Origin of the sequence: Burkholderia sp. 22PA0106 (assembly GCF_047497155.1) — a bacterium.
GTDB lineage: Bacteria > Pseudomonadota > Gammaproteobacteria > Burkholderiales > Burkholderiaceae > Burkholderia.
This window is the reverse complement of the sequence record NZ_CP163163.1, coordinates 2,979,917-3,006,210: the sequence shown is the minus strand read 5'-3', so window position 1 is coordinate 3,006,210 and position 26,294 is coordinate 2,979,917. Positions and strand designations below refer to the sequence as shown.

Sequence of the window (26,294 nt, the reverse complement as noted above, 5' to 3'; positions counted from 1 at the left end):
GGGCGGGTTCAGGGCCGCGCGGCCGGGTCCTCGACGTTGACCATCCAGTGCACGCCGAAGCGGTCGCGCAGCATGCCGAAGCCGAGCGCCCAGAACGTCGGCCCGAACGGCATCACGATCGTGCCGCCCTCGGCCAGCGCCGCGAAGATCCGCTTTCCCTCGTCCACGCCGGGCGGGTTCAGCGACAGCGAATAGCCGTCGTGCACCTGCTGCGGCGCGCCGGGCCGCACGTCGCCGTCCGAGCACATCAGTTGCGATTCGCCGATGCGCAGGTTCGCGTGCATGACCTTGTCGGCCGAGGCCGGATCGATCGGCTGGCCGGGGTTCGGCGGCGCATCCCTGAAGCGCATCAACATCTGGACTTCCGCGCCGATGGCGCTGCGGTAGAAGGCAATCGCCTCGTCGCAGCGGCCTCCGAAGAACAGGTACGGTTGCACTTGCATCGTCGTCTCCTTGGCAGCTTCGTTCGTCCTGCTGAACAAACGGGTGGGGAACGGCGCCGCCGGCAACGGCGAGCGCGCTCCGTGACGGGAATTGTAGTGCTTGCACGCGGCCGTTGACGAAACGGCGGAAACGACAACGGCCGCGCGAGGCGGCCGTTGCGTGGGCTGGCGGGCGATGCCGCCCATCGATCAGCGCAGCGCTTCGATCAGGCCGTCGAGCTTGACCGCGTCGGCCGAGAACGCGCGGATGCCTTCGGCGAGCTTTTCGGTGGCCATCGCGTCGTCGTTCAGCTGGAAGCGGAACGACGCCTCGTCGATCGCCACGCGTTCGGCCGGGGCGTCCTGGCCGCTGTCGCCGGACAGCTTGCGCTCGACCTTGTCGTTGCTCTCGTGCAGCTTCTGCAGCAGATCCGGGCTGATCGTCAGCAGGTCGCAGCCGGCCAGTTCGGTGATCTGGCTGGTGGTGCGGAAGCTCGCGCCCATCACTTCGGTCTTGTAGCCGAACTTCTTGTAATACGCGTAGATGCGGCGCACCGACTGCACGCCCGGATCGTTCGCGCCGCCGTTCTTCTCTTCACTCCAATCGGCGCCGGCCTGCTTCTTGTACCAGTCGTAGATCCGGCCGACGAACGGCGAGATCAGTTGCGCGCCCGCTTCGGCGCAGGCGGCGGCCTGGGCCAGCGAGAACAGCAGCGTCATGTTGCATTTGATGCCTTCCTTCTGCAGCACCTCGGCGGCGCGGATGCCTTCCCAGGTCGAGGCGAGCTTGATCAGCACGCGTTCGCGGCCGATGCCGGCGGCTTCGTAGAGGCGGATCAGTTCGCGGCCCTTGTCGATCGAGCGTTGCGTGTCGAACGACAGGCGCGCGTCGACTTCGGTCGAGACGCGGCCCGGGATGATCTTGAGGATTTCGGTGCCGAATGCGATCAGCAGGCGGTCGATGATGACGTCGGTCGATTCGCCCGCGTGGTCGCGCACGGTTTTTTCGAGCAGGGGCTTGTAGGCGTCCTTCTGGACCGCCTTCAGGATCAGCGAGGGGTTGGTGGTCGCGTCCTGCGGCTGATACTGCGCGAGCTGCTGGAAATCGCCGGTATCGGCGACAACGGTCGTGTATTGCTTCAGCTGGTCGAGTGCGGTAGTCATGGCGAATCGTTGAAGAGGCGCAGCGCGCCGGGTTCGACGGAGGGCCGCGCGGCGAACGCGCGGCGGCGAAGCGGGCCGGCGGCTCGCCCCTGGAACGGAGGGCGGGCCGGCGACCGAAGTGCTCTATTCTAGGCCCGATTCGGGGCGGCGTCCGTGTCGAGCCGAACGCAAGCGAGGGAGCATCGGGCGTGCCCGGGGGCTGGCCGTTGCCGCGCCGGTGCGCGATGGCGGCCGAGTGTCGGCGCAGGCGGGGGGAGGCGGGCGGCGCAGGAATGATTGCCGACCCGCGCCCTCACCCCCGCCGCGCGTTGAGAATCACCTGCGTGATCACGCCGGCCACCAGCCCCCAGAACGCCGGGCCGATCGACAGCAGCGTCAGGCCCGACGCCGTCGTCATGAACGTGACGAGCGCCGCCTCGCGCTGCCGGACGTCCTGCATCGCGTTGGACAGCCCGCTCATGATCGAGCCGAACAGCGCCAGCGCGGCCACCGACACCACCAGCGCCTTCGGCAGCGCGTCGAACAGCGCGGCGATGGTCGCGCCGAACACGCCCGCCACCAAATAGAACACGCCGCACCAGACGGCCGCCGGATAGCGCCGCGCGCGGTTCTCGTGAGCCTCGGGGCCGGTGCAGATCGCGGCGGTGATGGCGGCCAGGTTGACGCCGTGCGAGCCGAATGGCGCAAGCGCCAGCGAGGCGAGGCCGGTGGTTGCGATCAACGGCGAGGACGGCGTGGTGTAGCCGTCGGCGCGCAGCACGGCGATGCCCGGCACGTTCTGCGAGGCCATCGCCACCACGAACAGCGGAATGCCGATGCTGACGATCGCCGACACCGAGAACGCCGGCACGGTCAGCACCGGGTGCGCGAACGCGATCCGGAACCGGCTGAAGTCGAGCAGGCCGAGCGCGCCGGCCACCGCGGTGCCGGCCACCAGCGTGGCGACGATCGCGTAGCGCGGCGCGAGCCGCTTGACGACCAGATAGGTCAGGAACATCGCGATCACGAGGCCGGCCTGGAATTGCGCCGCGCGGAAGATCTCGATGCCGATCTCGAACAGGATGCCGGCCAGCAGCGCAGCGGCGATGCCCGACGGGATGCGCCGCATCAGCGAATCGAACACGCCGCTCACGCCGATCGCCGTCAGCAGCAGCGCGCACACCACGAACGCGCCGATCGCGTACGGGTACGGCACGCCGGGCAGCGAGGCCACCAGCAGCGCCGCGCCGGGCGTGGACCATGCCACCACCACGGGCGCGCGATAGCGCAGCGACAGGCCGACGGTGGTCACGCCCATGCCGATCGACAGCGCCCAGATCCACGAGGAAATCTGCGCGTCGCTCAGGTGGGCGGCGCGCCCGGCCTGGAACATCAGCACCAGCGAGCTGGTGTAGCCCGTCATCATCGCGACGAAACCGGCGACCAGCGCCGACAGCGAGGTATCCGCGAAGAAGCGCGGGGCGGGAGCGGCCGGCGGCGTGCCGGGCGCGTGGGACGGGTTCATGTGTCAAGCACTCCGAAGCGGGGAGGGGCGGCGAACCGGGCGCCGCGCGGCGATCCGGACGGATCGGCGGCGGCGTGCAAAACCGGTGAAGCCGGGATATTACGGAAACCCGTGGCGCCTGTGGTGACGAGATGCACCGGCGGCCCGCACGACGGCGGGCGGCGCGCTTACTTGCTCAACTGCCGCATCGCCGATTCGAGCCCGGCCAGCGTCAGCGGATACATGCGCGCGCCGAGCAGGTCGCGGATGATCGACACCGATTGCCGGTACTCCCATAGCCGCTCGGGCTCGGGGTTGAGCCAGGCGTGATGCGGGAACTGGTCGGCCAGCCGGCGCAGCCAGACGCTGCCGGCCTCCGGGTTGTTGTATTCGACCGAACCGCCCGGCTGCACCACCTCGTAGGGGCTCATGGTGGCGTCGCCGACGAAGATCAGCTTGTAGTCGGGCGTGAACTTGTGGAGCAGGTCCCAGGTGGGCGTGCGCTCGGCGTGGCGGCGGCGGTTGTGCTTCCACAGGTAGTCGTAGACGCAGTTGTGGAAGTAGTAGAACTCCAGGTGCTTGAACTCGGCCTTGGCTGCCGAGAACAGCTCCTCGGTGCGCTGGATGTGGTCGTCCATCGAGCCGCCCACGTCGAGCAGCATCAGCACCTTCACGTTGTTGTGCCGCTCGGGCACCATGCGCAGGTCGAGCCAGCCGGCGTTGGCGGCCGTGCTGCGGATCGTGCCGGGCAGATCGAGCTGGTCGGCCGCGCCCTCGCGCGCGAAGCGCCGCAACCGGCGCAGCGCCACCTTGATGTTGCGCGTGCCGAGTTCGACCGAATCGTCGTAATCGCGGTAGCCGCGCGCTTCCCACACCTTCAGCGCGGTGCGGTTGCCGTTCGACGGGCCGCCGATGCGTACGCCTTCCGGGTTATAGCCGCCATGCCCGAACGGCGAGGTGCCGCCCGTGCCGATCCATTTGTTGCCGCCTTCGTGGCGCTCCTTCTGCTCGTCGAACAGCTCGCGCAGGCGCTCCATCAGCTTGTCGAGGCCGCCGAGCGCCTCGATCTGCGCGCGTTCCTCGGGCGTCAGCTCGCGTTGCAGCTTCTTTTCGAGCCAGTCGGGCGGGATCTCGAATGCGTCGGCGGGCAGCGTGGCCACGCCGTGGAAATACGCGCCGAACGCCTGATCGAAGCGGTCGAAATATTGCTCGTCCTTCACCAGCGTCATGCGCGACAGGTAGTAGAACGCATCGATCGACGGCGGGATGACGTCCTGACGCAGCGCATCGAGCAGCATCAGGTATTCCTTGACGGAAACAGGCAGCTTGGCCGCGCGCAGCGAATAGAAGAAATCGATCAGCATCGCGAAACCCCTGCGCGGCGAGCGCAGGTCACGGGGGCGAAGGCGGGGCAGGGCACGATCGGGTTCCTCGGCGGCGGCGTGGCGTTCAGCGGTTGTGGCGGTTCATCTGCACCAGCCGCTCGAACAGGCTCATGTCCTGCTCGTTCTTGAGCAGCGCGCCGGCCAGCGGCGGCACCACCAGCTTGTGGTCGGTGGAGCGCAGCGCTTCGGGGGGAATATCCTCGGCCAGCAGCAGCTTGAGCCAGTCGAGCAGTTCGGACGTCGAAGGTTTTTTCTTGAGCCCGGCGACGCCGCGCAATTCGAAGAAACTCTCGAGCGCGGTGCGCACCAGCGCCTGCTTGATGCCGGGGTAGTGGACCTCGATGATGCGCTGCATCGTCACCGGATCGGGGAACTGGATGTAATGGAAGAAGCAGCGGCGCAGGAACGCGTCGGGCAGCTCCTTCTCGTTGTTCGACGTGATGATGACGAGCGGCCGGTGCCGGGCGCGCACCATCTGGCGCGTTTCGTACACATGGAATTCCATGCGGTCGAGCTCGCGCAGCAGGTCGTTCGGGAATTCGATGTCGGCCTTGTCGACCTCGTCGATCAGCAGCACGCAGGGTTCGTCGGCGTCGAAGGCCTGCCAGAGCACGCCGCGCACGATGTAGTTGGCGATGTCCTTGACGCGCTCGTCGCCGAGCTGCGAATCGCGCAGCCGCGAGACGGCGTCGTATTCGTACAGGCCCTGCTGCGCCTTGGTGGTGGACTTGACGTGCCACTGCAGCAACGGCATGCCGAGCGCGGCGGCCACTTCCTCGGCCAGCATGGTCTTGCCGGTGCCGGGCTCGCCCTTGACGAGCAGCGGGCGTTGCAGCGTCAGCGCCGCGTTGACGGCGAGCTTGAGGTCGTCGGTGGCGACATATTGCGAGGAACCTTCGAAGCGCATGGCGGCCTGTTTCCTGCGAAAAATCCCAGTATAAGTCAAAGGCGCTGTTGCGTCGGGGCGGCCCTTGGTATCGTGGCGGGCGTTGTCCGGTGGGGGTTTGCGGGCCGGAGCGGGTGGGTGCGGGGCAGGGCTGGCGCGGATGGACTGCGTCGTCGGCAGCGCGGTACAATCGGCCCGCTTTTCGGCCTGCGTGTCTCATCTATAAGCAAAATGACGCAGTCCGTTGCCTTACCGGGCGACAGGTTTTCCCCTCAAGCTAGGTACAAGCTATGAACAATTTCGTCGGCAAACAGGTCGTGGCCGCGGTAATCGTAGCGCTCGCGGTGTCCGCCGCTCCGGCGGCCCGTGCGGCAGGCAACCCGAAAGACGGGGCCGCCAAGGCTGCGACGTGCATCGGCTGTCATGGCATCGAAGATTACCGCGCTGCGTATCCGGAGGTGTACCGGGTGCCGCTGCTGGGCGGGCAGAATCAGCAATACCTGGAAAACGCGCTGAAGGCGTACCGGAAGAAGGACCGCCATTTCGGGTCGATGAACGCGGTTGCCGCGTCGCTGACCGACCAGGACATCGCGGATCTCGCCGCGTACTACGCTGCCCAGAAGCCCGATTCGAAGATCAATCCCTACAAATAAGCCCGCGCTGGCGTTCGCTCAGCCGCACAGGAGCCTCCATGACCAAGCCTCAACCGGCATTCCGCATCGCGGCGGCGCTTGCGCTGGCCGCCTGCCTCGCGACGGGCGTCGCGCACGCGGCCGATGCGGCCAAGGGCAAGCAGCTCGTCGAGTCGCACAACTGCGCCGCCTGCCACGGCACCAAGCTCGACAATCCGATCAACGCCGAATATCCGCGCATCGCGGGGCAGCGCGCCGACTACCTCGTCTGGGCGATGCGCCAGTACCAGATGGGCCTGACCAACCCGCTGCTCGGCCGCAACAACGCGATCATGCAGGCGCAGGTGCAGAGCCTGTCGGTGGGCGACATGAACGACATCGCGGCCTATCTGGAATCGCTGCCGGGCAGCCTGGTGTTCAAGAAGTGAGCGGCCGCCTAGGCTGAGGCCGGTATGAAATGCCCCGCTGAAGCGGGGCATTTTTTTTGGGGCGCGAGACGTTGGCGACGCAGGTTGGCGAGGGGCCCGCCGCGCGTGCTCAGTCGCGCGAGGCGCGGCGCAGGATGCGCTGCAGGTAGGCATCGGTATCGGGCGGCGTACCGGTGCGCTGCGCTTCCCAGATCGTCTCGCCGAGGCATTCCATGATCGCGTGCTGCGCGTCGTGCGCCGACGGCAGGCGCCCGGCCAGCTTCTCGTGCGCGGCGCGGATGCCGGGCGGCTGGTCGATCGACAACTGTTCGCTGATCGCCAGATGCATCGACAGATGCAGGAACGGATTGGTGCGGCCGGCCTCGGGCGGATATTCGCGGACGCCCGCTTCGGTGTCGTCGTCGAGCTCCGCGTGGTATTCGGGATGCTCGACGATCCAGTCGGCGGCGATCGCTTCAAGCGGCGTGAGGATTTCGCCCTGGCGCTGTTTGCGGCGGGCGTCGATGAAGAAGCGACGCACTTCGTCGCGGCTCGGATTGAACATGATTCGGGGGCTCTGGCAGGCGGTCGAGGTGCCGCGAAAGCGGCCATTCTACGCCGCCGCCGCGCGCGCTGCCGGGCCGGGCTGCGCGCTTTCCTGAGTACCGGGCGGGCGCGGCGCTCGCTAGAATCGCCGGTTGGCCGTTCAGCCCTTTCATCCTTCCACCGCGGGTTCGCCCCAGCAGGTTCGCTCATGAGCATCGTCGCCGCGCAGGCTTCGCCGTCCACCGCCGTTCGCGGCGCCCTGATCGTCGCGCTGTCGGCCGCCGCGTTCGGCGCGATGGCGATCTTCGGCCGCTACGCGTATGCGGGCGGCGTCGACGTGCTGGGCCTGCTGATCTTCCGCTTCGGCGTCGGCGGCGCGCTGCTGGCCCTGATCGCCTGGCGTCGCGGCGTGGCATGGCCTGGCGGGCGCGCCTGCGCGCGGATCGCGGCGATGGGCGCGATCGGCTACGTTGGCCAGTCGTTCTGCTATTTCACTGCATTGCAGCATGCGCAGGCCAGCCTGGTCGCGCTGCTGCTGTACCTGTATCCGGCGTTCGTCACGCTGCTGGCGGCGTGGTGGCTCGGCGAGCGGCTCACGCGCAGGAAGGCGATGGCGCTGGTGCTGTGCGTGGCCGGTTCGGCGCTGATGGTCGGCGGCGGGCATGGCGAGCCGCTCGGCATCGCGTTGTCGCTGGCCGCCGCCGTGATCTATTCGCTCTATATCGTGGCCGGCGCGCGCGCCACGCGCGGCGTCGATCCGCTCGCCACCACGGCCATCATCTGCCTGGCCGCCACCGCGATGTTCGTGCTGATCGCGCTGGTGCGGCTGGCCGCGTTCGGTGTCGCGCCGCACTGGCCGCACACCACGACGAGCTGGTTCGCACTGCTCGGTATCGCGCTGGTCTCGACGGTCGGCGCGATGCTGGCGTTCTTCGCCGGGCTCGCGTTGCTCGGCGCGGCGCGCACCTCGATGCTGTCGACGCTGGAGCCGGTGGTAACGGTCGCGCTCGCGGCGCTGCTGTTCGGCGAAGCGCTTTCGCCGCTGCAGTGGGCGGGCGGCGTGGCGGTGCTGACGGCCGTGCTGTGGCTTGTCAAGGCAGGCGGCAAGGCCGACGATGCCGCCACGGCGACCGCCAACGCATGACGGATCGGACTGCGAAACAATCGACCGGATACTGAACGCTACCGGATGCCGATGAAAAAACGGCAGCCGAAGCCGCCGCGTACTTGCGTATCGCTTCGCATGACGAACGATTTACTCGATCGGCGCCGGCGTCTTGGGCCGGAATTCGCAGAGCGGCTCGATCGCGCAATGCCAGCATTCGGGCCGGCGCGCCTTGCACACGTAGCGGCCGTGCAGGATCAGCCAGTGGTGTGCATCCTGCAGGAATTCGGCCGGCGTGAACTTCTCCAGCCCAGCCTCGACGGCGCGCACATCCTTGCCGGGCGCGAGGCCGGTGCGGTTGGCGACGCGGAAGATATGCGTATCGACGGCGATGGTCGGCTGCCCGAACGCGGTGTTCAGCACCACGTTGGCCGTCTTGCGGCCCACGCCGGGCAGGCCTTCGAGCGCTTCGCGATCGGCCGGCACCTCGCCGCCGTATTGATCGAGCAGGATCCGGCAGGTCGCCACGACGTTCTTCGCCTTGGTCTTGTACAGCCCGATCGTCTTGATGTAGTCGGTCACACCGGCCTCGCCGAGTGCGAGGATTTGCGCCGGCGTGTTCGCCACCGGGAACATCTTGCGCATCGCCTTGTTGACCGAAACGTCGGTGGCCTGCGCCGACAGCAGCACGGCGATCAGGAGTTCGAACGGTGTGGTGTATTCGAGCTCGGTGGTCGGATGCGGGTTCAGGCTTTGCAGCGTTTCGTAGATCGCGCGTCGTTTGTTGGCGTTCATTCGGTGCGGGGCGGCGTGGCCGGCGGTTCGCCGTTGGAGGTGGCGGCATCGGCTGCCTGGCGTTCGGCCTCGATGCGCTTGCGGCGCGCCTCGGCGGCGTCGATCTGTGCCTGCACGGCCGGGCTGACGTTGTCGGTGTTTTTCGGCGCGCTGCCGCTCGCGGCCAGTTCTTCCTTCTTCTTGCGTGCGCGTTCCAGCGCGGCGGCGATGATCGCACGCTTCTTCGCTTCCGGATCGTCGGCGGCCTGCGGCATGGCGGCGCTGGCCTCGACGGCAGGGGCGGCCTCGGCGGCGCTCGCGGCGCTGGCCGCTCGGCGTGCCGCCGCGCGGGCCTCGGCGGCTTCGCGCGCCCGCTGCTGGCGGGCCAGGCGCTGGTCGTGGCGCGCGCGTGCGCCGTCGGCCTGTTGCTGGGTCCAGGCATCCCAGCCGGTGCGCGCGCCGGTGACCGGAATCATGTCGATGCAGTCGACCGGGCAGGGCGGCACGCACAGGTCGCAGCCGGTGCACAGCTCGGCGATCACGGTATGCATCTGCTTGGGCGCTCCGACGATCGCATCGACCGGGCAGGCCTGCATGCACAGCGTGCAGCCGATGCAGAGCTGTTCGTCGATCACGGCGAGCGGCCGCGGGCGCTCCTCGCCATGCTCGACGGCGAGCGCAATCACGGGCTTGCCGAGCAACGCGGCAAGCCGCTCGATGCCTTCATGGCCGCCGGGCGGGCACTGGTTGTAGCCGGCCGTGCCGTTGGCGATCGCCTCGGCGTAGGGTCGGCAGCCTTCGTAGCCGCACTTCGTGCATTGCGTCTGGGGAAGCAGATCTTCGATGCGATCCGCGAGTTTCTGGATGTCGGTCACGGTGACGGCAGAGGCGGCGCGCGCCGGGGGAAGGGCGTTTCAGCGCGGCCTGCAGGGTTCGGCAAAGCGCAATTATCGCCGATTTCCCGCCTTGCGCTCGGCTGCGCCTATGCGCATAATCAAGGCGCATTTTTTGCTCGACCGCTGCAGGGCGCGACCGCCTATCCGGCCGGGTCGGCCCCCGGTGCCGGATGCGGATCGGACGCCCCGGCGATGCCGACTGAATCACGCGAATCACGCGGGCCAAAACACATGACTCAGCCGAAAATCAAAAGAGACCCGGAAGGAACCCGGCGCCGCATCCTGCTGGCCGCCGCAGAAGAATTCGCCAGTGGTGGCCTGTCCGGTGCGCGCGTCGACCAGATCGCCCGCCGTGCCGAAACCAACGAACGGATGCTGTACTACTACTTCGGCAGCAAGGAGCAGTTGTTCACGGCCGTCCTCGAACATTCGTTTTCCGCCCTGAACGAAGCCGAGCGCGTGCTCGAATTCGACGGCGTGCCGCCCGTCGAGGCCGTCACTCGGCTTGCGCATTTCATTTGGGATTACTACCGGGATCATCCGGAGCTGCTGCGCCTCGTCAACAACGAAAACTTGCACGAAGCGCGCTACATGATGAAGGCGGACAGCCTGCGCGCGATGATCTCTCCGCTGGTGCAGACGCTCGGCAGCGTGCTCGCGCGCGGCCAGGCGGCCGGGCTGTTCCGTTCGGACGTCGATCCGCTGCGCTTCTACGTGACGCTGTCGGGGCTCGGCTATTACATCGTGTCGAACCGCTACACGCTGGCGGCCATGCTCGGCCGAGACTTCAGCACACCTGAGGAACGCGCCGAAATGGTGCGCATGAACACCGATATTCTGCTGTCCTATCTGTTGCGTCGCTGAGCGCGCGCCTTTTCCTCTTCCGAATGCGCAACGCCCCGCCCGGCTGTGTCTCGCCGGGCGGGGCGTTGTCGTGCGTCGTGGAAGCGGGCGCGTGCTGCGCGCCCGCGAGGCTCAGACCGTTTTGCGGGCGCGCGGCGAGCGGGCCGGCGAAGCCTTCGGTGCGACGGCCTTCTTGGCGGCAGGCTTGGTCGACGTGGCCGGTTGGGCCGGCGAACGGCGCGAGCCGGCGGCGCTGCGCTTGGGCGTGGTGCGTTGCGCGGCCTTGGCCGGCGCGGCGTGCGCGGTGCCGGCTGCGGCATTCTGAGCGGCGGCACTGATTGCCGGGCTGGCGGCGGCCTGCGACGCCGTCACGCTGATCGCATCATCGTTGCCCGGTGCGACCGGCGCCGCGCCGGCCGGCGTTTTCGAGGCCGGCTGGTGCTCACGGATGAACTCGCGCAGTTGCGGGTAGATGATGGTGCGCCAGCGGCGGCCCGAGAAGATCCCGTAGTGGCCACACTTCTCGGCGGTCAGGCTGCGGCGGTGTTCGTCGGGAATGCCGGTGCACAGCTCCTGCGCGACGTGCGTCTGGCCGCTGCCGGAAATATCGTCGAGCTCGCCTTCGATCGTCATCAGCGCCGTCTGGCTGATGTCGGCCGGCTTGACGCGCTCGCCGCGCACGTCCCAGGTGCCTTCGGCCAGGCCGAATTCCTGGAACACCAGGCGGATCGTGTCGAGGTAATACTCGGCGGCCATGTCGAGCACCGCGTTGTACTCGTCATAGAAGCGGCGATGGGCTTCCGCGTCTTCCTCGTCGCCGCGCATCAGGCTCTGGTAGAAATCCCAGTGCGATTGCGCATGACGCTCGGGGTTCATCGCGACGAAGCCGGTGTGCTGCAGGAAGCCCGGATAGACCTGGCGGCCTTCGCCCGGATAGTTCGCCGGCACCGTGTGGATCACGTTGTTCTCGAACCACGCGAGCGAATGGTTGGTGGCCAGCGAGTTGACCGAGGTGGGGCTCTTTCGCGCGTCGATCGGGCCGCCCATCATGGTCATGGTCAGCGGGGTGTCCTCGCCGCGGCTCGCCATCAGCGAGATCGCCGCGAGCACCGGCACGGTGGGCTGGCACACCGAGATCACGTGCAGGTTGCGCGCGCCGATATGGCGGATGAAATCCTGGATGTAATCGACGTAGTCGTCCAGATGGAACGGGCCGGTTTCCACCGGCACCATGCGCGCGTCGATCCAGTCGGTGATGTAGACCTTGTGATCCTGCAGCAGCGTGCGCACGGTGTCGCGCAGCAGCGTGGCGTGGTGGCCCGACAGCGGCGCACACACCAGCACCACCGGCTCTTCCTTCAACTGGCCGACCGCCACCGAATCGTCGGCGAAGCGCTTGAAGCGGCGCAGCCGGCAGAACGGCTTTTCGATGACCGTCTGCTCGACGATCGGAATGTGATGGCCGTCCTTCTCGATCTGGTGCAGGTTGAATTCGGGTTTTTCGTAGTCCTTGCCGAGCCGGTACATCAGCTCGTAGGCCGCGGACCAGCGCGTGGCGCCGGGCATCAGCGACAGCGGGCTGGACGGATTGGCGAAGGATTTCGACGCGGCCTGTGCCCAGGCGGTCAGCGGACTCAACAACGCCCGCTGGAATTCGTGCATTTGGTAAAGCATGAGGGCTCCCGAGGGGAGAGCGTCGCGGGAGCGCTCTTCGCCGCGGCGCGCAGTCAAGTCCGGGGCCGGACCACGGTATTCGGTGGCCGGCCAGTCGCGACGATCATAGCGGGTTCCGCCTCATGCCGCAACGCAGCATTTTCCCCATGCGGGGTTGATTTTGCGATGTTTTACGAATCCGCAAACTGACTCGCCCCTGTCGCAAAATCGTGCTGCCGAACGGCTCGACGACCTCAGCGGCCGTCGGTTTCCACCGCCATCGGCTGGCCCGCCGCCTGCGCCATCTCTTCCTCGTGGTGCATCAGGTTCATGGCCGTATGCACCAGCGCGACGTGCGAGAACGCCTGCGGGAAATTGCCGACCAGGCGCCCCTCGATCGGATCGTATTCCTCGGCCAGCAGGCCCAGATCGTTGGCCAGCGACAGCAGCCGGCGGAACAGCCGGTGGGCGTCGTCGATCCGGCCGAGCAGCGCGTAGTTGTCGACCAGCCAGAAGCTGCAGGCGAGGAAGGTGCCTTCGCCGGGCGGCAGGCCGTCGTCGAAATCGGTAGTGCGGTAACGCATCACCAGGCCGCCGTGCAGCAGCTCGCGCTCGATCGCCTCGACCGTGCCGACCACGCGCGGGTCCGACGGAGGCAGGAAGCCGACCAACGGCAGCATCAGCACGCTCGCGTCGAGCTCGTCGCTGCCATAGCTCTGCGAGAACGCCTGCTTGCTCTCGTTCCAGGCGTTCTGGCACACGTCCTCGTGGATCGCGTCGCGCAGCGCGCGCCAGTGGTCGAGCGGCGCCGGCAGGCGAAACTGCTCGGCCGACTTGATCGCGCGATCGAACGCCACCCACGCCATGATCTTCGAGAACGTGAAGTGCTTGCGGCCGCCGCGCGTTTCCCAAATGCCTTCGTCGGGCTCGCGCCAGATTTTCTCGAGATGGGTGAGCAGCGCGCACTGGACGGACCAGACGGTATCGTCGGCCTGCAAGCCGCCGACGCGCGCCAGGTGCAGCGCGGCCATCACCTCGCCGAACACGTCGAGCTGAAGCTGGTTGGCCGCGTTGTTGCCGATTCGCACCGGTTTGGAATCCTGATAGCCGGGCAGCCAGTCGAGCTCCATTTCGGGCAGGCGGCGTTCGCCGGCGATGCCGTACATGATCTGGATCTGCTCGGGCGAGCCGGCCATCACGCGGCCGAGCCAGGCGCGCCAGGCGCGTGCTTCGTCGTAGTAGCCGGCGCGCATCAGCGCGAGCAGCGTGATGGTGGCGTCGCGCAGCCAGCAGAAGCGGTAATCCCAGTTGCGCGTGCCGCCGATGTGCTCGGGCAGCGAGGTGGTGGGCGCGGCCACGATGCCGCCGGTCGGCTCGTAGGCCAGCGCCTTCAGCGTGATCAGCGAGCGGCGCACGGCGCCGGCGTAGCGGCCCTGGATCTGGCAGCGCGACGACCATTCGAGCCAGTGATTCTCGGTGCGCGCGAGCATCGACAGCGGTTCGCGCGCCGGCGGCAGGCGCAGATGCGACGGTGCATAGGCCAGCGAGAACGGCACGCGCTCCTCGGCATGCACGGTGAATTCGGCGACGGTGCGCAGGTTTTCGCCCGACAGCGGCACCGGGGTGCGCAGCGCCACCGTGTCGGGGCCGGCGATCGCCTTCATGCCGGCTTCGCGCGACAGCCGCGTGACCCACGGGATCGAGAAACCGTAATCGAAGCGCAGCACCAGTTCCATCTGCATCGGCACGTGGCCGCGCTTGCCGATCACGATGCGCACGAGTTCGGACCAGCCGTTGCCGGGCGGCATGAAATCCACCACGGTGACGGAGCCCGTCTCGCATTCGTAATCGGTTTCGAGGATCAGGGTTTCGCCGCGATAACGGCGCGTGCTCGACAGGATCTTGGCGTCGGCGGACGGGCGGATCAGCCAGCGGCCGTGGTCGGGCGTGCCGACCAGCGCGGCGAAGCAGGCGCCCGAGTCGAAGCGGGGCCAGCAGAGCCAGTCGACCGAGCCGTCGCGCGAGATCAGGGCCGCGGTATGGCCGTCGCCGACGAGCGCGTAGTCTTCGATGAGGGCTGGCATGTATGCAGTTCTCCGTGATGCTGACGATTGGCTTTCCGAGCCGTGCGCGCCGCGAAACGACGCTGGCGCGCACGGCCCCGTATACTTCGTTCGAACGAAACGGGCAGGGCCGCCCGAATCGTTGAACAATCACAACAACTGAGGCGTTTCGGTGCAGGGAAGTTCCAACGGCCTTGATATTCCCGCACCGCGGCCCCTCCATTTCGAGAGGATTACGCGTATGACACCGCTCAGACTGGGTCACTGGATCAAGGGTATCGCCGTGGTGCTGTCGCTGTCCGCCGCGCACGCGTTTGCGCAGGATACCGCCAATGCGCCGACCGATGCCGTCTATAACCTGCTGGTCGGTACCTACACCGGTGCGGGCAGCGAGGGCATCTACGTGTACCGGTTCGATACGCGTACCGGCGACGTGTCGCCCGTCGTCTCGACCGCAAAAACCGTCAACCCGTCCTATCTGCTGCCGAGCCGCGACGGGCGTTTCGTCTACGCCGTCAACGAGCTGCCCGGCGACGACGGCCCGGCCAGCCAGCGCGGCGGCGTCAGCGCGTTCGCGTTCGATGCGAAAACCGGCACGCTGAATTTCCTCGATCGGGTGTCGTCGGAAGGGAACGATCCGTGCTATCTGAGCCTGTCGCCGGACGGCAAGTACCTCGTCACGGCCAATTATTCGGTGGCGGCGGACCCGGGCGGCAGCTTCACGGTGTTCCCGGTCGAGGCGGACGGCAAGGTGGGCGCCTCGGTGCTGAACGTGCATCACGAGGGCGGCGGCCCGGTGAAGGGGCGCCAGGACGGCGCGCACGTCCATTCGACGGTGTTCTCGCCCGATGGCAACTACCTGTTCGTGCAGGATCTCGGCGTGGACAAGCTGTTCGAATATCGCTACACGCCCGATGGCTCGCGCGGCCTGTTCGGCCCGACCGATGCGCGCTACACGCCGCTGCCGCCGGGCACCGGCCCGCGCCACCTGGTGTTCTCGCAGAACGGCCGCTTCGCCTATCTGACGACCGAACTGAAGGGCACCGTCGAGGTGTATGGCTACCAGGACGGCAAGCTGACCCATCTGCAGAGCGTGAAGATGTCGGCGCCCGGCTTCCACGGCCAGGAAGGCGGCGGCGCGATCCACGCCTCGCCGGACGGCCGCTTCCTCTACGTGACGAACCGCGGCGATGCCAACGAGCTGGTGGCCTACAAGATCGACGCCGCGAGCGGCAAGCTCGCGTTCGTGAGCCGTCAGTCGACGTTCGGCAAGACGCCGCGTGAATTCCTGATCGATCCGACCGGCAAGTGGCTGATCGTCGGCAACCAGGAAAGCGGCGCGTTCTACGTGTTCCGCCGCGACGTGGCGACGGGCCGGCTCGATCCCGACGCGCGCAAGATCGCACTGAGCAAGCCGGTCGATTTCAAGCTGGTGCCGGTGCAGCCGTAAGCCGGGCGACGAATGAAAAACGGGCGGGACGCGTGGGGGTCGCTTCACGCCCCGCCCGTTTTTCATGAGGCCGGGTTCGGCTGCCGGCCCGGCGATGGCGCCGACCGTTGCATGGGCAACCGACCGCTTGCTCATGCAACGTTTTTCGACGCACCTGGCGCGCAGCGGAGCAATTTCGGTGCCGCGCGCCGCGTATTTTTTCGCGTGTTTTCCTACTCGGCCAGCGGCGGCGCGAGCACTTCGCGGCTGCCGTTGATGCCCATCGCCGACACCAGGCCCGCCGTTTCCATCTGCTCGACCAGACGCGCCGCGCGGTTGTAGCCGATGCGCAATTGCCGCTGCACCGACGAGATCGACGCGCGCCGCGTGCGCACCACGAACGCCACCGCTTCGTCGTAGAGCGGATCGGCTTCGGCGTCGGGCGCTTCGCCGAACAGGTCCTGCGTCGACCCGCCTTCGCCGGTCGGGCCGTCGAGGATGCCTTCCTCGTATTGCGGCTCGCCGAATTGCTTCAGGTATTCGACGAGGCGGTGCACTTCCTCGTCGGCCACGAACGCGCCGTGGATGCGCTGCGGGTAGCCGGTGCCGGGCGGCAGGAACAGCATGTCGCCCTGGCCCAGCAGCGATTCGGCGCCCATCTGGTCGAGAATCGTGCGCGAATCGATCTTCGACGACACCTGGAACGCCACGCGTGTGGGGATGTTCGCCTTGATCAGGCCGGTGATCACGTCGACCGACGGGCGCTGGGTGGCGAGGATCAGGTGGATGCCGGCCGCACGCGCCTTCTGCGCGAGCCGCGCGATCAGTTCCTCGATCTTCTTGCCGGCCACCATCATCAGGTCGGCCAGCTCGTCGATCACCACCACGATCAGCGGCAGCGGCGAGAGCGGCTCGGGCGCCTCGGGCGTCAGCGAGAACGGGTTGCCGATCTTCTTGTCGCGGGCGGCCGCATCGCGCAGCTTCTGGTTGAAGCTCGCGAGATTGCGCACGCCCACGGCCGACATCAGCCGGTAGCGCTTTTCCATTTCGCCGACGCACCAGTTCAGCGCGTTCGCGGCCAGCTTCATGTCGGTGACGACCGGCGCGAGCAGGTGCGGAATGCCTTCGTAGACGGACAGCTCCAGCATCTTCGGGTCGATCATGATCAGCCGCACTTCCTCGGGCGTGGCCTTGTAGAGCAGCGAGGCGATCATCGCGTTGATCGCGACCGACTTGCCCGAGCCGGTGGTGCCGGCCACCAGCATGTGCGGCGCCTTGGCCAGATCGGTGACGACCGGGTTGCCGGTGATGTCCTTGCCCATCGCGATCGTCAATTGCGAGGCCGAATGCTGGTATTGGCGCGAGGCGAGGATTTCCGACAGGCGGATCATCTGGCGCTTCGCGTTCGGCAGTTCGAGGCCCATGCAGGTCTTGCCGGGAATCGTCTCGACCACGCGAACCGACGTGAGGCCGAGGCCGCGCGACAGGTCCTTCATCAGGCCGACGATCTGGCTGCCGCGCACGCCGAGCGCCGGTTCGATCTCGAAGCGCGTGATGACCGGGCCGGCCGATGCGCCGACCACCGTGACCGGCACCTTGAACTCCTGCAGGCGCTGCTCGATGACCTGGCCGGTCTGGGCCAGATCGGCCTCGGAGATCGGCGGCATGTCGTCGGCGGGCGGTTCGAGCAGGTCGAGGCCGGGCAGTTCGACGTTCGAAGCGGCCGGGGCACGGAATTCGAAGGCGTTCGGCGGGGCCTGGCGGGCCGGCGGTTCGCTGGCGGCGGGCGGGGTGGCCTGAGCGGCCGAGGTGGGTGTTGGCGCGGCAGGCTGCGCGGTGGCCCGGGCGAATGCGCCCGGCAGGAACGCCGGGGCGATGTCGGCCGATGCCGTTGCGGGTTCCGAGGCGGCCAGGCCGGAAGCGAGCGTCTCGCCCGGCGTGGACAGCGTGAACGATGCGTCGGTCGACAGCACCGAGGGCTGCGGCGCGGCGTAGTCGGTGTCGCTGGCCGACGAGAACGTGAAGGCCGACGGCGTCGAGGGTGTCATGGCCGTCAGCGGTGCGCTCAATGTCTCGGCGAAGGCGGATGTCGAGACGGCGGGCGCGAATGCATCGGTCGGCGCGCTCGGCAGAGCTTCCCAAGGCGGGACGGCGTGGGTTGCGGGCGGCGCTTCCGTGACGGGGGCCGGTGTCGGCGCGAGGTGGCTGCTGCTGGCGACCGTTTGCGGCGGCGCAGATGCGAACGGGGGTGTTCCGGCGGACGTCCGGGCGGCGTCGTTCGTATCGACGCTGCCCAGCGGCGCGGCATGGGCGTCCGCAGGCATGGCGCTGCTTGCGCCGACCGTTGCCGATGCTGACGTACTGACGGCATCGCCGCTGGCGACGAACGACGAGCGCAGCGGCGTGATGCCCGGTTCATCGGCATTGGGTGTCGTTGACCTGTCGGGCGTTGCCGCAACGGCTTCGACCGGCAGGCTCGGTGGTGCGGCTGGCGCGAAAACGTTGGCGTCGTCGCGCTGCTCCGTAGCCGGGCCGAATGCGACGGGTGCGGCGCGTGTTGTCGAGATGCTGTTCTTGAGATGCGCGGGCGGTTGCGTATCAACGGGTGGTATTTGCGGCGCAAGGCCGACGAAGGCATCGGCGTCATGCGCGAATCCCGCGCCGTCATTCGCTGGCGGCAGGAAGGCGCTCATGTCGATGACGGCATCGGACGACGTGTCCGAGCCTTCTTCGTCGGCATCCGGGCTGGGCGGCACGTCGCTCGGGTCGGCCGTCATCTCGAAGGCGGGCGGCGTGCTCGGCAGCACCGTGTCGTCCGATGCGCTGGCCGCAAGCGTGTCCGGCAAGGTCTCGCGCGTCGTGAACATTCCCGCGGCTTGCGCGCTGCCTGCCGCGGCCGCGCTTGCGAGGTCGCCGGTGCCCGACGGCGTCACCGTCGCGCCGGCCAGCGCGGCCCATTGCGCCGTGCTGGCATCGATCGAGCGCAGCGCGTCCTGCAGGCTCGGTGCAGGCTCCACAGGCTGCGCCGGCTTCTCGTTCCAGGCATAGAGCGGGGCACGCGCCGGTGGCGTGGGACGGCGCGGCGTGACGTTCGCGTTCTGCGCCGGTGCGGCCGCGCGCGGCAACGGCCGGGCGGGGGCAGGTTGCGGCGCGGGTGGCCGGGCCGGTGGCGTGATCGGCGGCACGACCGGGCGGATCGGTGTGGCGGCCGGGGCCGCGCGCCGCGTGGACGGATAGCGCTCCTGCAGCACCTTGACCGCCTGCGCGGCGTGCACGGCCGACGAGGCGATGGTCGGCGAAGCCGGCGGCATCGATACCGACGACGGCACGAAGGGCGGCGGCACCGGCGGCGCGGCCATCGCTGCGGCGCCCGCCGCCGTGGCGGCTTTCGCGGATGCGGTGGTGGCCGCCGCGGCAGCCGCGGTCATGCCGATCGCCCCCGCGGCCATGCCGCTGTTGCCTGACACCGGCCGGCTACCCGAATTCGGATTCAACCATCCCTGCGGCGCCGACGGCTCGACCGGCTGCACCCGCGTGATCGGCGGCGGTGTCCAGCCGCGCGGCTCCTGGCGCGTTTCGCGCCGCGCCTCGCCGCGCATGTCGCGCTTCGCGTCGGGCTTCCACAGCGTGGGCCGCGCGAAACGCCCGTTGCGCTTGGGCGCCATCGAGTTGACGGTGTTCGCCGCCGACGGCTGCACATCGCCCGCGCGCCGCACGCGGCGATCTTCGTCGCGATGCAGCGCGCTGCGCGGCAGGTCGGCGACGGAGCGTGCTTCGTCCTCGTCGCGCCGTCCGCCACGGCCGAGCCGGAAGCCGAACGAGCGGTCGAGCCAGTCGTTGGTGGTGCGCCAGTCGGCGCCGAGCAGCCAGGGCAGGCCGCCGACGAACAGCGCGACCATCACCAGCGGCGTGCCGATATGGCCGAACACGCGGTCGAAGCCGGCCGCGAGCGCATGGCCGAATGCGTCGCCGGTGTCGCCGCCCGGCAGCGCCGTGGCGAGCGTGCAACTGGCGACGAACACGCTCGCGAAGCCGAGCCAGAGGCGGATCAAGCCGCGCCCGGCCGTGCCGGCGCCGCCCGGCAGCATCGACTTGACGAGCCGCCAGACCAGGGGGACGAACCAGATGGCCGAGACGCCGAACCAGCCGAAAACTACGCTATGCATACCAGGAAACGTGGAATCGCGAGGACGGGCGCCGCGCGCGGCCCGTCGGGTTAAGCCGGGGGAGGCATCCGATCCCCGCGCGCGGGCCGGATGCACGATGCTGTCGCGCGGCGCATCGACCGATGGCCGCGCGCATCGAAAGGATTACTGGGGGTCGCGACGCGCGAATGTCAGCGTCGCGCCGTCGTCGGTCACCAGGTATAGCTGTTGCGGCGCCTGCATCTGCAGGCCGGCCTTGGAAATATGCGCGAGCGCATCGAGATACGGGCGTTCGAGCTTGCCGCCGGCCGAGGCCGGGCAGGCCATCCGCGTGCCGGCCAGCGGCCCGAAACCGAGCAGCCCGTTCTTCACGGTATAGGTGCCGGAATAGCGGTTGCAGCCCGAGAAGCCCGACGCGCGGCGCACGCCGTCGGTGGTCGACAGCGTCAGCTGGATCGGCTGGCCGCCGGCGTCGCCTTGCGGCACGTCGCGCTGCGAGCCGTCGGCATTGCGCCAGCTCGCGAGCTGCCAGCTCGTGTCGTCGACCAGCTGGATGGCGGCCGGATTGAACGGATCGGACGCGGGGGCGCCGGCATCGGGGTGGGTCGGCATCGCGCAGGCGGCCAGTGCGGCAAGCGCCACCGCGGCGAGCGGCGCGCGCAGCGGCTTCATGAAGCGGTGGGGCGTGCGGCAGGCCGTGGAGGGGTTATGCATGGCCTCGATCCTCGTATTGATGGCGGTGCTGGCAAAGGCGTAAGAGTAACGCAGTCGGCACGCGGCAGGCGAGCAGACCATCCGCGGCGGCAAACGTTCTGCGTCAGGTTGCTGCGGGCTCGCGTGTTAACATCGCGGCTCGGTTGTTCCTCACACGTTCACCCCAATCATTTCAGCGGGAAATCTCATGCAGATCGGTCAGCGGCTCGGTACGCCGCTTTCGCCTTCCGCCACGCGCGTCATGCTGCTGGGCGCCGGCGAACTCGGCAAGGAAGTCATCATCGCGTTGCAGCGCCTCGGGGTCGAAGTCATCGCCGTCGATCGCTACGCGAACGCGCCCGGGCACCAGGTCGCCCATCGCGCGCACGTGATCGACATGACCGACGCGGCGTCGCTGCGCGCGCTGGTCGAATCCGAACGGCCGCACCTGATCGTCCCCGAGATCGAGGCGATCGCCACGGATGCGCTGGCGGCCATCGAGGCGGCCGGCGTGGCCGAGGTGATCCCCACCGCGCGTGCCACCCAACTGACGATGAACCGCGAGGGCATTCGCCGTCTCGCTGCCGAGGAGCTCGGCCTGCCGACCTCGCGTTATGCGTTCGCGCAGTCGTTCGAGGAATTCCGCGCGGCGGTCGCATCGATCGGCTTCCCGTGTGTGGTGAAGCCGGTGATGTCGTCGTCGGGCAAGGGCCAGTCGGTCGTCAAGCAGGACGCCGACATCGAGCCGGCCTGGCAATACGCGATGGCTGGCGGCCGCGTGAACCACGGCCGCGTGATCGTCGAGGGCTTCGTCGATTTCGAATACGAAATCACCCAGTTGACGGTGCGCGCGATCGACCCGGCCAGCGGCGAGACCCGGACCTATTTCTGCGACCCGGTCGGCCACGTCCAGGTGGCGGGCGACTACGTCGAATCCTGGCAGCCGCAGCCGATGAGCGCACTGGCCCTGGAACGTTCGCGCGAAATCGCACACCAAGTGACAACGGCGCTGGGCGGCCGCGGCCTGTTCGGCGTGGAACTGTTCGTGCGTGGCGACGAGGTCTGGTTCTCCGAAGTCAGCCCGCGTCCGCATGACACGGGGCTCGTCACGCTGGCCTCGCAGCGCCAGTCGGAGTTCGAACTGCACGCGCGCGCGATTCTCGGCCTGCCGGTCGATCCGACCCTGTCGTCGCCGGCCGCTTCGGCGGTCATCTATGGCGGTATCGACGAGGCCGGCATCGCGTTCGAAGGCGTGGCCGAGGCGTTGGCCGTGCCGGGAGTGGATCTGCGCCTGTTCGGCAAGCCGGAGAGCTTCGTCAAGCGCCGCATGGGCGTGGCGGTGGCGACCGGCGCCGATGTCGACGAGGCGCGCGAGCGCGCACGGCGGGCCGCAGCAGCAGTTCGCCCGGTGTCGGCTCGCTGAGGCGGGCCAGGCGCCGCAACCGTATCGAAGGCCGTGGCGGCATTTGCTGCCCGGTCAGGGAGTGTCACTATGAAATGGGCATTGATTGCCGTGCTGTGCGCGGCGGTATCGGGTTGCGGCGTGGCCGCCGCGCCGTGCCGCGTCGCGTCGGCCGGGTTGAAGATGGTGCCGTTGGTCGGTCACGTGGCCGCCGCGCCAACCGATGGTTGCGCGGCCGTCATCGATCCTTGATCGATTCTTGTTATTGGGGCCGATTCGTGGTCGGAAGCGGCTCCCGCTTGGAGCCCGCATGATCCGCATCACGTTCGCCGCCGGCCTGCTGGCCGGCATCGGCCTGGCTTCGGTTGCGCATGCCGCGCAACTGACCGTCGAGGAAATCGACGCCGACGCGCGCACCGTGTCGACCTACCAATGCGCGGATCGGCCGAAGCCGGTGCGGGTGGCCTACTGGCTGGCCCGCAACGGCCAGAGCTTCGCGCTGGTGCCGGTCGACGGCAAGCCGATGCTGTTCGTCGATACCCTGTCCGCCTCGGGTGTCCGTTATCAGGCGGGCCGCTATGTCTGGTGGACCAAGGGCCGCACCGGCAACCTGCGCGATCAAATCGGCGGCCAGGATGCGCCGCCGCTGCTCGCCGATTGCACGGAGATTGCCCCGCGCGGCAAGCGTCCGTGAGGCGTGCCGCGGCTTCGTCGCAGGCCAGTGCTACAATGCGGGCCTTTCCGTCGGCGTTCGGCCGCACGGGGCGGCGCGCCGGGATCGTTTCCGGCGTCGCGGCGGCGTCGCGCGGCGCGCCGCAGTAGTTCCGTCATTCATTCCATATGTCGTTCGCGCGGCAGCCCGTCACCGGCGCTGCCGCGCCAGATTCCCCGCCGCGCCATTTGAGCGAAACGCCAACCATGTCCGATTCAGCAGCCACGTCCGTCGACGCAACTTTCGATCAGTTCGGCCTCGCGCCCGACATTCTGAAGGCCATTGCGGAGCAGGGCTATACGAAGCCGACGCCGATCCAGGCGCAGGCGATTCCGGTCGTGCTGTCGGGGCGCGACGTGATGGGCGCCGCGCAAACCGGCACCGGCAAGACGGCCAGCTTCTCGCTGCCGATCATCCAGCGCCTGCTGCCGCAAGCCAACACGAGCGCCTCGCCGGCGCGCCACGCGGTGCGCGCGCTGATCCTCACGCCGACCCGCGAACTGGCCGACCAGGTGGCCGCCAACGTGCATTCGTACGCGAAGCACACGGCGCTGCGCAGCGCCGTGGTGTTCGGCGGCGTCGACATGAACCCGCAAATGGCCGAGCTGCGCCGCGGCGTCGAAATCCTGATCGCGACGCCGGGCCGCCTGCTCGACCACGTTCAGCAAAAAACGGCGAACCTGGGCCAGGTGCAGATGCTGGTGCTCGACGAGGCCGACCGGATGCTCGACATGGGCTTCCTGCCCGACCTGCAGCGCATCCTGAACCTGCTGCCGAAGGTGCGCCAGACGCTGCTGTTCTCGGCCACGTTCTCGCCCGAAATCAAGAAGCTCGCCGCGACCTACCTGACCAATCCGCTGACCATCGAAGTCGCGCGCAGCAATGCCACCGCGACCAACGTGACGCAGATCGTCTACGACATCCCCGAGGGTGACAAACAGGCGGCCGTCGTCAAGCTGATCCGCGATCGCGCGCTCAAGCAGGTGATCGTGTTCTGCAACAGCAAGCTCGGCGCGAGCCGACTGGCGCGTCAGCTCGAACGCGACGGCGTGATTGCCACGGCGATTCACGGCGACCGCTCGCAAAACGAACGGATGCAGGCGCTCGACGCCTTCAAGCGCGGTGAAGTCGAGGCGCTGGTGGCGACCGACGTGGCCGCGCGTGGTCTCGATATCGCCGAGCTGCCGGCCGTGATCAACTTCGACCTGCCGTTCAGCGCGGAAGATTATGTGCACCGGATCGGCCGGACCGGCCGCGCGGGCGCCTCGGGCGACGCGCTGTCGCTGTGCAGCCCGAACGAGCGCAAGCAACTGGCCGACATCGAAAAGCTGATCAAGCGCGACCTGCCGTTGCAGCCGCTGGCCATCGACGCGCCGGCGCGTCCGCGCCGCGAACACGCCGAGCGCAGCGAACGTGGGGAGCGTGGCGAACGCGATCGCAGCGAAGCGCGCGGCCCGCGCCGCTCGCCTGCGCACGGCGGCGAACGCACGCATCATTCGCGTCGCGAGGCGCCGGTCGACGAGTTTTTCCTGAAGCCTTACGTGCCGTCGTCGAGCGCGCGCGAGCAGGAAGAAGCGATCAAGCAGCCGGCCCAGCCGGAGAAGAAGTCGAAGCAGCCGCTGGCCGCGCTGCTGGGCGGCTTCGGCATGCCGCGCCGTTCGTCGTCGTAAGCGGCGGCGGGCCTTGGCCTGACAGCGGGCGGATGCGAAAGCGTCCGCCCGTTTTGTTTGGGTGGCGCTGCAACGAAAGGGCGTCGTGCCTGGTGCGGCCGGGTCAGCGGGCGTTCGGCCCGAAGCGCGCGGCCCAGGCTGCCGTTGCCGCCGGGAAGAATGTATCGAGAGACGCTTGCGCCGAGGGCGGCAGCGTCAGGCCCAGGTGGGTGGCCGCCGCGACCAGTGCGGTCAACGGCCTGGTCGCATCGAGCGCGGTCGCGCCGGTCTGCTTGCTGAGTTTCTCGCCGTTGGTGTCGACCACCACCGGTACGTGCAGGTACGTGGGCGTTGCCACGCCAAGACATTGCTGAAGGTGGATTTGCCGCGCGGTGGAATCCAGCAGATCCGCGCCGCGCACGACATGCGTGACCCCGGCATCGCGGTCGTCCACCACCACGGCGAGTTGGTAGGCCCATTGCCCATCGGCGCGTTTCAGCACGAAATCGCCGACTTCGGTGGCGAGGTTCTGTGTTTGCGCGCCCTGCCAGCGATCGTCGAAACGGATCGCGGCCGCCGCGCCGTCGGGCACGCGCAGCCGCCAGGCACGCGCGGGCTTGCCGTGCAGGCCGTCGCGACAGGTGCCCGGGTAGGCGAGCGTGGTATGGCGTTCGTGGGCGGCGCGCAACGAATCGGCGATTTCTTTGCGTGTGCAGCCGCACGGATAGACATGGCCGGTTTGCGTGAGCGCGTCGAGCGCCTGGGTGTAGGCGGTGTCGCGCCGGCTCTGCCAGACGGGCGGCGCATCGGCCGCGAGCCCGAACGCGGCCAGCGTGTCGAGGATCGCATCGGCCGCGCCGGACACCGTGCGCGGGCCGTCGACATCCTCGATTCGCACCAGCCAGGTGCCGTGATGAGCACGGGCATCGAGCCAGCTTGCCAGCGCACCGACCAGCGAGCCGAAATGCAGCGGGCCGGTGGGCGACGGCGCGAAGCGGCCGCAATAGCGCGAGTTCAAGGCCGGCCCGGTGCGCGAAAGCCGGCAGCCGTCAGGCTGCGTTCGGCCGGGAGGCCGCGCCGGCGAGGGCGTTGCCACCGGCCGGATGGCAGGCCGGGCAGGACTGGCCCACGACGTACAGCGGCGATTGCTGTTGCTCCGCCGTGACCACGGCGCGGCACGCGAAGCAGGTGACGTTGCCGGTTGGCGCCAGTTGCGGATTCAGCGCGGTGCGGTGGTCGAACACGAAGCAGTCGCCGTGATAGTGGGCGCCGCCGACTTCCTCGAAATACTTGAGGATGCCGCCTTCGAGCTGGTAGACGTGATCGATGCCGATTTCCTTCATGTGGATCGCGGCCTTCTCGCAGCGGATGCCGCCGGTACAGAACGAGACGACCGTCTTGCCTTCGAGATCGGCGCGGTTCGCATCGATCACGGCCGGGAATTCGCTGAATTTGTCGATGCGGTAATCGAGCGCGTGGTCGAACGTGCCGACATCGACCTCGAACGCATTGCGCGTGTCGAGCATCACGACCGGGCGGCCTGCGTCGTCCTGGCCGCGGTCGAGCCAGGTTTTCAGCGTTTGCGCATCGACCGACGGCGCGCGGCCAAGCTCCGGCTTGATGGCCGGCTTCTTCATCGTGATGATTTCGCGCTTCAGGCGCACCAGCATGCGGCGAAACGGCTGCGAATCGGACAGGCTTTCCTTGAACTGCAGGTCGGCGAACTTGCCCTCGAACAGCGGATCTTCGCGCAGATAGGCGATGAACGAACCGGCGGCCTCGCGCGTGCCGGCGATGAACAGGTTGATGCCTTCGGGCGACAGCAGGATCGTGCCGCGCAGCCCGAGCGACTGGCAGCGCTCGGTGACGAGCGGCCGCCAGGCTTCGGGCGACTCGATCGTGACGAAGCGGTAGGCGGCGAGGTTGACGATGGACATGATGAACCGGTGATGAAGCGGGGCGGGCGCGGCGCACGGCTGCGCCGGAAAGGGCGCAAATGAGGGTG

At 68.4% G+C, this 26,294-nt stretch carries 23 protein-coding genes; 9 read left to right on the top strand and 14 right to left on the bottom strand.

Going from position 1 to position 26,294, the window contains the following annotated elements:
• Positions 1-8: 8 nt before the first annotated feature.
• From AB4850_RS28260 to AB4850_RS28240, 5 genes are all read right to left on the bottom strand, one after another.
• Positions 9-443 carry a VOC family protein gene (locus tag AB4850_RS28260; RefSeq protein WP_414442729.1) on the bottom strand — a complete coding sequence of 145 codons (435 nt, stop codon included), beginning with the start codon at positions 441-443 and terminating at the stop codon, positions 9-11.
• A 189-nt stretch (positions 444-632) separates the two neighbouring features.
• Complete coding sequence (gene tal / locus AB4850_RS28255) at positions 633-1,586, bottom strand: transaldolase (RefSeq protein ID WP_414442728.1); 954 nt, start codon at positions 1,584-1,586, stop codon at positions 633-635.
• Between the two features lie 292 nt (positions 1,587-1,878).
• Positions 1,879-3,090 carry a benzoate/H(+) symporter BenE family transporter gene (locus tag AB4850_RS28250; protein WP_414442727.1) on the bottom strand — a complete coding sequence of 404 codons (1,212 nt, stop codon included), beginning with the start codon at positions 3,088-3,090 and terminating at the stop codon, positions 1,879-1,881.
• Positions 3,091-3,257: 167 nt separating this feature from the next.
• Positions 3,258-4,433, bottom strand: coding sequence for a vWA domain-containing protein (locus tag AB4850_RS28245; protein ID WP_414442726.1), 1,176 nt, complete (start codon positions 4,431-4,433; stop codon positions 3,258-3,260).
• Between the two features lie 85 nt (positions 4,434-4,518).
• Positions 4,519-5,361, bottom strand: a complete 843-nt coding sequence (locus tag AB4850_RS28240; protein ID WP_414442725.1) for an AAA family ATPase — start codon at positions 5,359-5,361, stop codon at positions 4,519-4,521.
• Between the two features lie 269 nt (positions 5,362-5,630).
• Between AB4850_RS28240 and AB4850_RS28235 the strand changes: the two genes are divergently transcribed.
• Both AB4850_RS28235 and AB4850_RS28230 read left to right on the top strand, forming a co-directional pair.
• The gene (locus tag AB4850_RS28235) at positions 5,631-5,993 is read left to right on the top strand and encodes a c-type cytochrome (RefSeq protein ID WP_414442724.1); all 363 of its coding nucleotides are present in this window, start codon (positions 5,631-5,633) and stop codon (positions 5,991-5,993) included.
• A 38-nt stretch (positions 5,994-6,031) separates the two neighbouring features.
• Positions 6,032-6,400, top strand: a complete 369-nt coding sequence (locus AB4850_RS28230) for a c-type cytochrome (RefSeq protein WP_414442723.1) — start codon at positions 6,032-6,034, stop codon at positions 6,398-6,400.
• Between the two features lie 109 nt (positions 6,401-6,509).
• Here AB4850_RS28230 and AB4850_RS28225 read toward each other — a convergent pair whose 3' ends face one another.
• Positions 6,510-6,944: a DUF1841 family protein gene (locus AB4850_RS28225; protein WP_414442722.1), complete on the bottom strand. Its 435-nt coding sequence runs from the start codon at positions 6,942-6,944 to the stop codon at positions 6,510-6,512.
• A 189-nt stretch (positions 6,945-7,133) separates the two neighbouring features.
• Between AB4850_RS28225 and AB4850_RS28220 the strand changes: the two genes are divergently transcribed.
• Positions 7,134-8,069, top strand: a complete 936-nt coding sequence (locus tag AB4850_RS28220) for a DMT family transporter (RefSeq protein WP_414442721.1) — start codon at positions 7,134-7,136, stop codon at positions 8,067-8,069.
• 111 nt (positions 8,070-8,180) lie between these two features.
• On the opposite strand, the gene nth is transcribed toward AB4850_RS28220, so the two are convergent.
• Together nth and rsxB are read right to left on the bottom strand one after the other, a co-directional pair.
• The gene (gene nth, locus AB4850_RS28215) at positions 8,181-8,825 is read right to left on the bottom strand and encodes an endonuclease III (RefSeq protein ID WP_414442720.1); all 645 of its coding nucleotides are present in this window, start codon (positions 8,823-8,825) and stop codon (positions 8,181-8,183) included.
• Complete coding sequence (gene rsxB / locus AB4850_RS28210; RefSeq protein ID WP_414442719.1) at positions 8,822-9,679, bottom strand: electron transport complex subunit RsxB; 858 nt, start codon at positions 9,677-9,679, stop codon at positions 8,822-8,824. The genes nth and rsxB overlap by 4 nt, the downstream gene beginning before the upstream one ends.
• A 252-nt stretch (positions 9,680-9,931) precedes the next feature.
• On the opposite strand from rsxB, the gene AB4850_RS28205 reads away from it, so the two are divergent.
• The gene (locus AB4850_RS28205; RefSeq protein WP_414445634.1) at positions 9,932-10,564 is read left to right on the top strand and encodes a TetR/AcrR family transcriptional regulator; all 633 of its coding nucleotides are present in this window, start codon (positions 9,932-9,934) and stop codon (positions 10,562-10,564) included.
• 111 nt (positions 10,565-10,675) lie between these two features.
• On the opposite strand, the gene AB4850_RS28200 is transcribed toward AB4850_RS28205, so the two are convergent.
• Both AB4850_RS28200 and AB4850_RS28195 read right to left on the bottom strand, forming a co-directional pair.
• Positions 10,676-12,217 carry a polyhydroxyalkanoate depolymerase gene (locus tag AB4850_RS28200; RefSeq protein WP_414442718.1) on the bottom strand — a complete coding sequence of 514 codons (1,542 nt, stop codon included), beginning with the start codon at positions 12,215-12,217 and terminating at the stop codon, positions 10,676-10,678.
• 233 nt (positions 12,218-12,450) lie between these two features.
• On the bottom strand, positions 12,451-14,280 hold the full coding sequence (locus AB4850_RS28195) for a glycoside hydrolase family 15 protein (protein ID WP_414442717.1): 1,830 nt from the start codon (positions 14,278-14,280) through the stop codon (positions 12,451-12,453).
• A 220-nt stretch (positions 14,281-14,500) separates the two neighbouring features.
• Here AB4850_RS28195 and AB4850_RS28190 point away from each other — a divergent pair, with 220 nt between their 5' ends.
• On the top strand, positions 14,501-15,709 hold the full coding sequence (locus tag AB4850_RS28190) for a lactonase family protein (RefSeq protein WP_414442716.1): 1,209 nt from the start codon (positions 14,501-14,503) through the stop codon (positions 15,707-15,709).
• Positions 15,710-15,921: 212 nt separating this feature from the next.
• Here AB4850_RS28190 and AB4850_RS28185 read toward each other — a convergent pair whose 3' ends face one another.
• Positions 15,922-19,854 (bottom strand): DNA translocase FtsK, encoded by a 3,933-nt coding sequence (locus AB4850_RS28185; RefSeq protein WP_414442715.1) that lies wholly within the window; start codon positions 19,852-19,854, stop codon positions 15,922-15,924.
• A 144-nt stretch (positions 19,855-19,998) separates the two neighbouring features.
• Positions 19,999-20,547: an META domain-containing protein gene (locus tag AB4850_RS28180; protein ID WP_414442714.1), complete on the bottom strand. Its 549-nt coding sequence runs from the start codon at positions 20,545-20,547 to the stop codon at positions 19,999-20,001.
• 187 nt (positions 20,548-20,734) lie between these two features.
• On the opposite strand from AB4850_RS28180, the gene purT reads away from it, so the two are divergent.
• The 4 genes from purT (at position 20,735) to AB4850_RS28160 (ending at position 24,310) form a co-directional block, all read left to right on the top strand.
• Positions 20,735-21,949, top strand: coding sequence for a formate-dependent phosphoribosylglycinamide formyltransferase (purT, locus tag AB4850_RS28175; RefSeq protein ID WP_414442713.1), 1,215 nt, complete (start codon positions 20,735-20,737; stop codon positions 21,947-21,949).
• Between the two features lie 69 nt (positions 21,950-22,018).
• Positions 22,019-22,180 carry a DUF6726 family protein gene (locus AB4850_RS28170; protein WP_414442712.1) on the top strand — a complete coding sequence of 54 codons (162 nt, stop codon included), beginning with the start codon at positions 22,019-22,021 and terminating at the stop codon, positions 22,178-22,180.
• Positions 22,181-22,238: 58 nt separating this feature from the next.
• Positions 22,239-22,622: an MliC family protein gene (locus tag AB4850_RS28165; protein ID WP_414442711.1), complete on the top strand. Its 384-nt coding sequence runs from the start codon at positions 22,239-22,241 to the stop codon at positions 22,620-22,622.
• A gap of 224 nt (positions 22,623-22,846) precedes the next feature.
• Positions 22,847-24,310 (top strand): DEAD/DEAH box helicase, encoded by a 1,464-nt coding sequence (locus tag AB4850_RS28160; protein WP_414442710.1) that lies wholly within the window; start codon positions 22,847-22,849, stop codon positions 24,308-24,310.
• Positions 24,311-24,413: 103 nt separating this feature from the next.
• Here the strand turns inward: AB4850_RS28160 and gluQRS are convergent, their stop codons facing one another.
• Positions 24,414-25,307, bottom strand: coding sequence for a tRNA glutamyl-Q(34) synthetase GluQRS (gene gluQRS, locus AB4850_RS28155; protein ID WP_414442709.1), 894 nt, complete (start codon positions 25,305-25,307; stop codon positions 24,414-24,416).
• Between the two features lie 31 nt (positions 25,308-25,338).
• Positions 25,339-26,226, bottom strand: a complete 888-nt coding sequence (locus AB4850_RS28150) for a sulfurtransferase (RefSeq protein WP_414442708.1) — start codon at positions 26,224-26,226, stop codon at positions 25,339-25,341.
• Positions 26,227-26,294 lie beyond the last annotated feature (68 nt).

Bases quoted from the DNA above. Each gene is read 5' to 3' on its own strand.
- AB4850_RS28260 (WP_414442729.1), bottom strand. From the start codon at position 443: ATGCAAGTGCAACCGTACCTGTTCTTCGGAGGCCGCTGCGACGAGGCG.
- tal (WP_414442728.1), bottom strand. From the start codon at position 1,586: ATGACTACCGCACTCGACCAGCTGAAGCAATACACGACCGTTGTCGCC.
- AB4850_RS28250 (WP_414442727.1), bottom strand. From the start codon at position 3,090: ATGAACCCGTCCCACGCGCCCGGCACGCCGCCGGCCGCTCCCGCCCCG.
- AB4850_RS28245 (WP_414442726.1), bottom strand. From the start codon at position 4,433: ATGCTGATCGATTTCTTCTATTCGCTGCGCGCGGCCAAGCTGCCTGTT.
- AB4850_RS28240 (WP_414442725.1), bottom strand. From the start codon at position 5,361: ATGCGCTTCGAAGGTTCCTCGCAATATGTCGCCACCGACGACCTCAAG.
- AB4850_RS28235 (WP_414442724.1), top strand. From the start codon at position 5,631: ATGAACAATTTCGTCGGCAAACAGGTCGTGGCCGCGGTAATCGTAGCG.
- AB4850_RS28230 (WP_414442723.1), top strand. From the start codon at position 6,032: ATGACCAAGCCTCAACCGGCATTCCGCATCGCGGCGGCGCTTGCGCTG.
- AB4850_RS28225 (WP_414442722.1), bottom strand. From the start codon at position 6,944: ATGTTCAATCCGAGCCGCGACGAAGTGCGTCGCTTCTTCATCGACGCC.
- AB4850_RS28220 (WP_414442721.1), top strand. From the start codon at position 7,134: ATGAGCATCGTCGCCGCGCAGGCTTCGCCGTCCACCGCCGTTCGCGGC.
- nth (WP_414442720.1), bottom strand. From the start codon at position 8,825: ATGAACGCCAACAAACGACGCGCGATCTACGAAACGCTGCAAAGCCTG.
- AB4850_RS28205 (WP_414445634.1), top strand. From the start codon at position 9,932: ATGACTCAGCCGAAAATCAAAAGAGACCCGGAAGGAACCCGGCGCCGC.
- AB4850_RS28200 (WP_414442718.1), bottom strand. From the start codon at position 12,217: ATGCTTTACCAAATGCACGAATTCCAGCGGGCGTTGTTGAGTCCGCTG.
- AB4850_RS28195 (WP_414442717.1), bottom strand. From the start codon at position 14,280: ATGCCAGCCCTCATCGAAGACTACGCGCTCGTCGGCGACGGCCATACC.
- AB4850_RS28190 (WP_414442716.1), top strand. From the start codon at position 14,501: ATGACACCGCTCAGACTGGGTCACTGGATCAAGGGTATCGCCGTGGTG.
- AB4850_RS28185 (WP_414442715.1), bottom strand. From the start codon at position 19,854: ATGCATAGCGTAGTTTTCGGCTGGTTCGGCGTCTCGGCCATCTGGTTC.
- AB4850_RS28180 (WP_414442714.1), bottom strand. From the start codon at position 20,547: ATGCATAACCCCTCCACGGCCTGCCGCACGCCCCACCGCTTCATGAAG.
- purT (WP_414442713.1), top strand. From the start codon at position 20,735: ATGCAGATCGGTCAGCGGCTCGGTACGCCGCTTTCGCCTTCCGCCACG.
- AB4850_RS28170 (WP_414442712.1), top strand. From the start codon at position 22,019: ATGAAATGGGCATTGATTGCCGTGCTGTGCGCGGCGGTATCGGGTTGC.
- AB4850_RS28165 (WP_414442711.1), top strand. From the start codon at position 22,239: ATGATCCGCATCACGTTCGCCGCCGGCCTGCTGGCCGGCATCGGCCTG.
- AB4850_RS28160 (WP_414442710.1), top strand. From the start codon at position 22,847: ATGTCCGATTCAGCAGCCACGTCCGTCGACGCAACTTTCGATCAGTTC.
- AB4850_RS28150 (WP_414442708.1), bottom strand. From the start codon at position 26,226: ATGTCCATCGTCAACCTCGCCGCCTACCGCTTCGTCACGATCGAGTCG.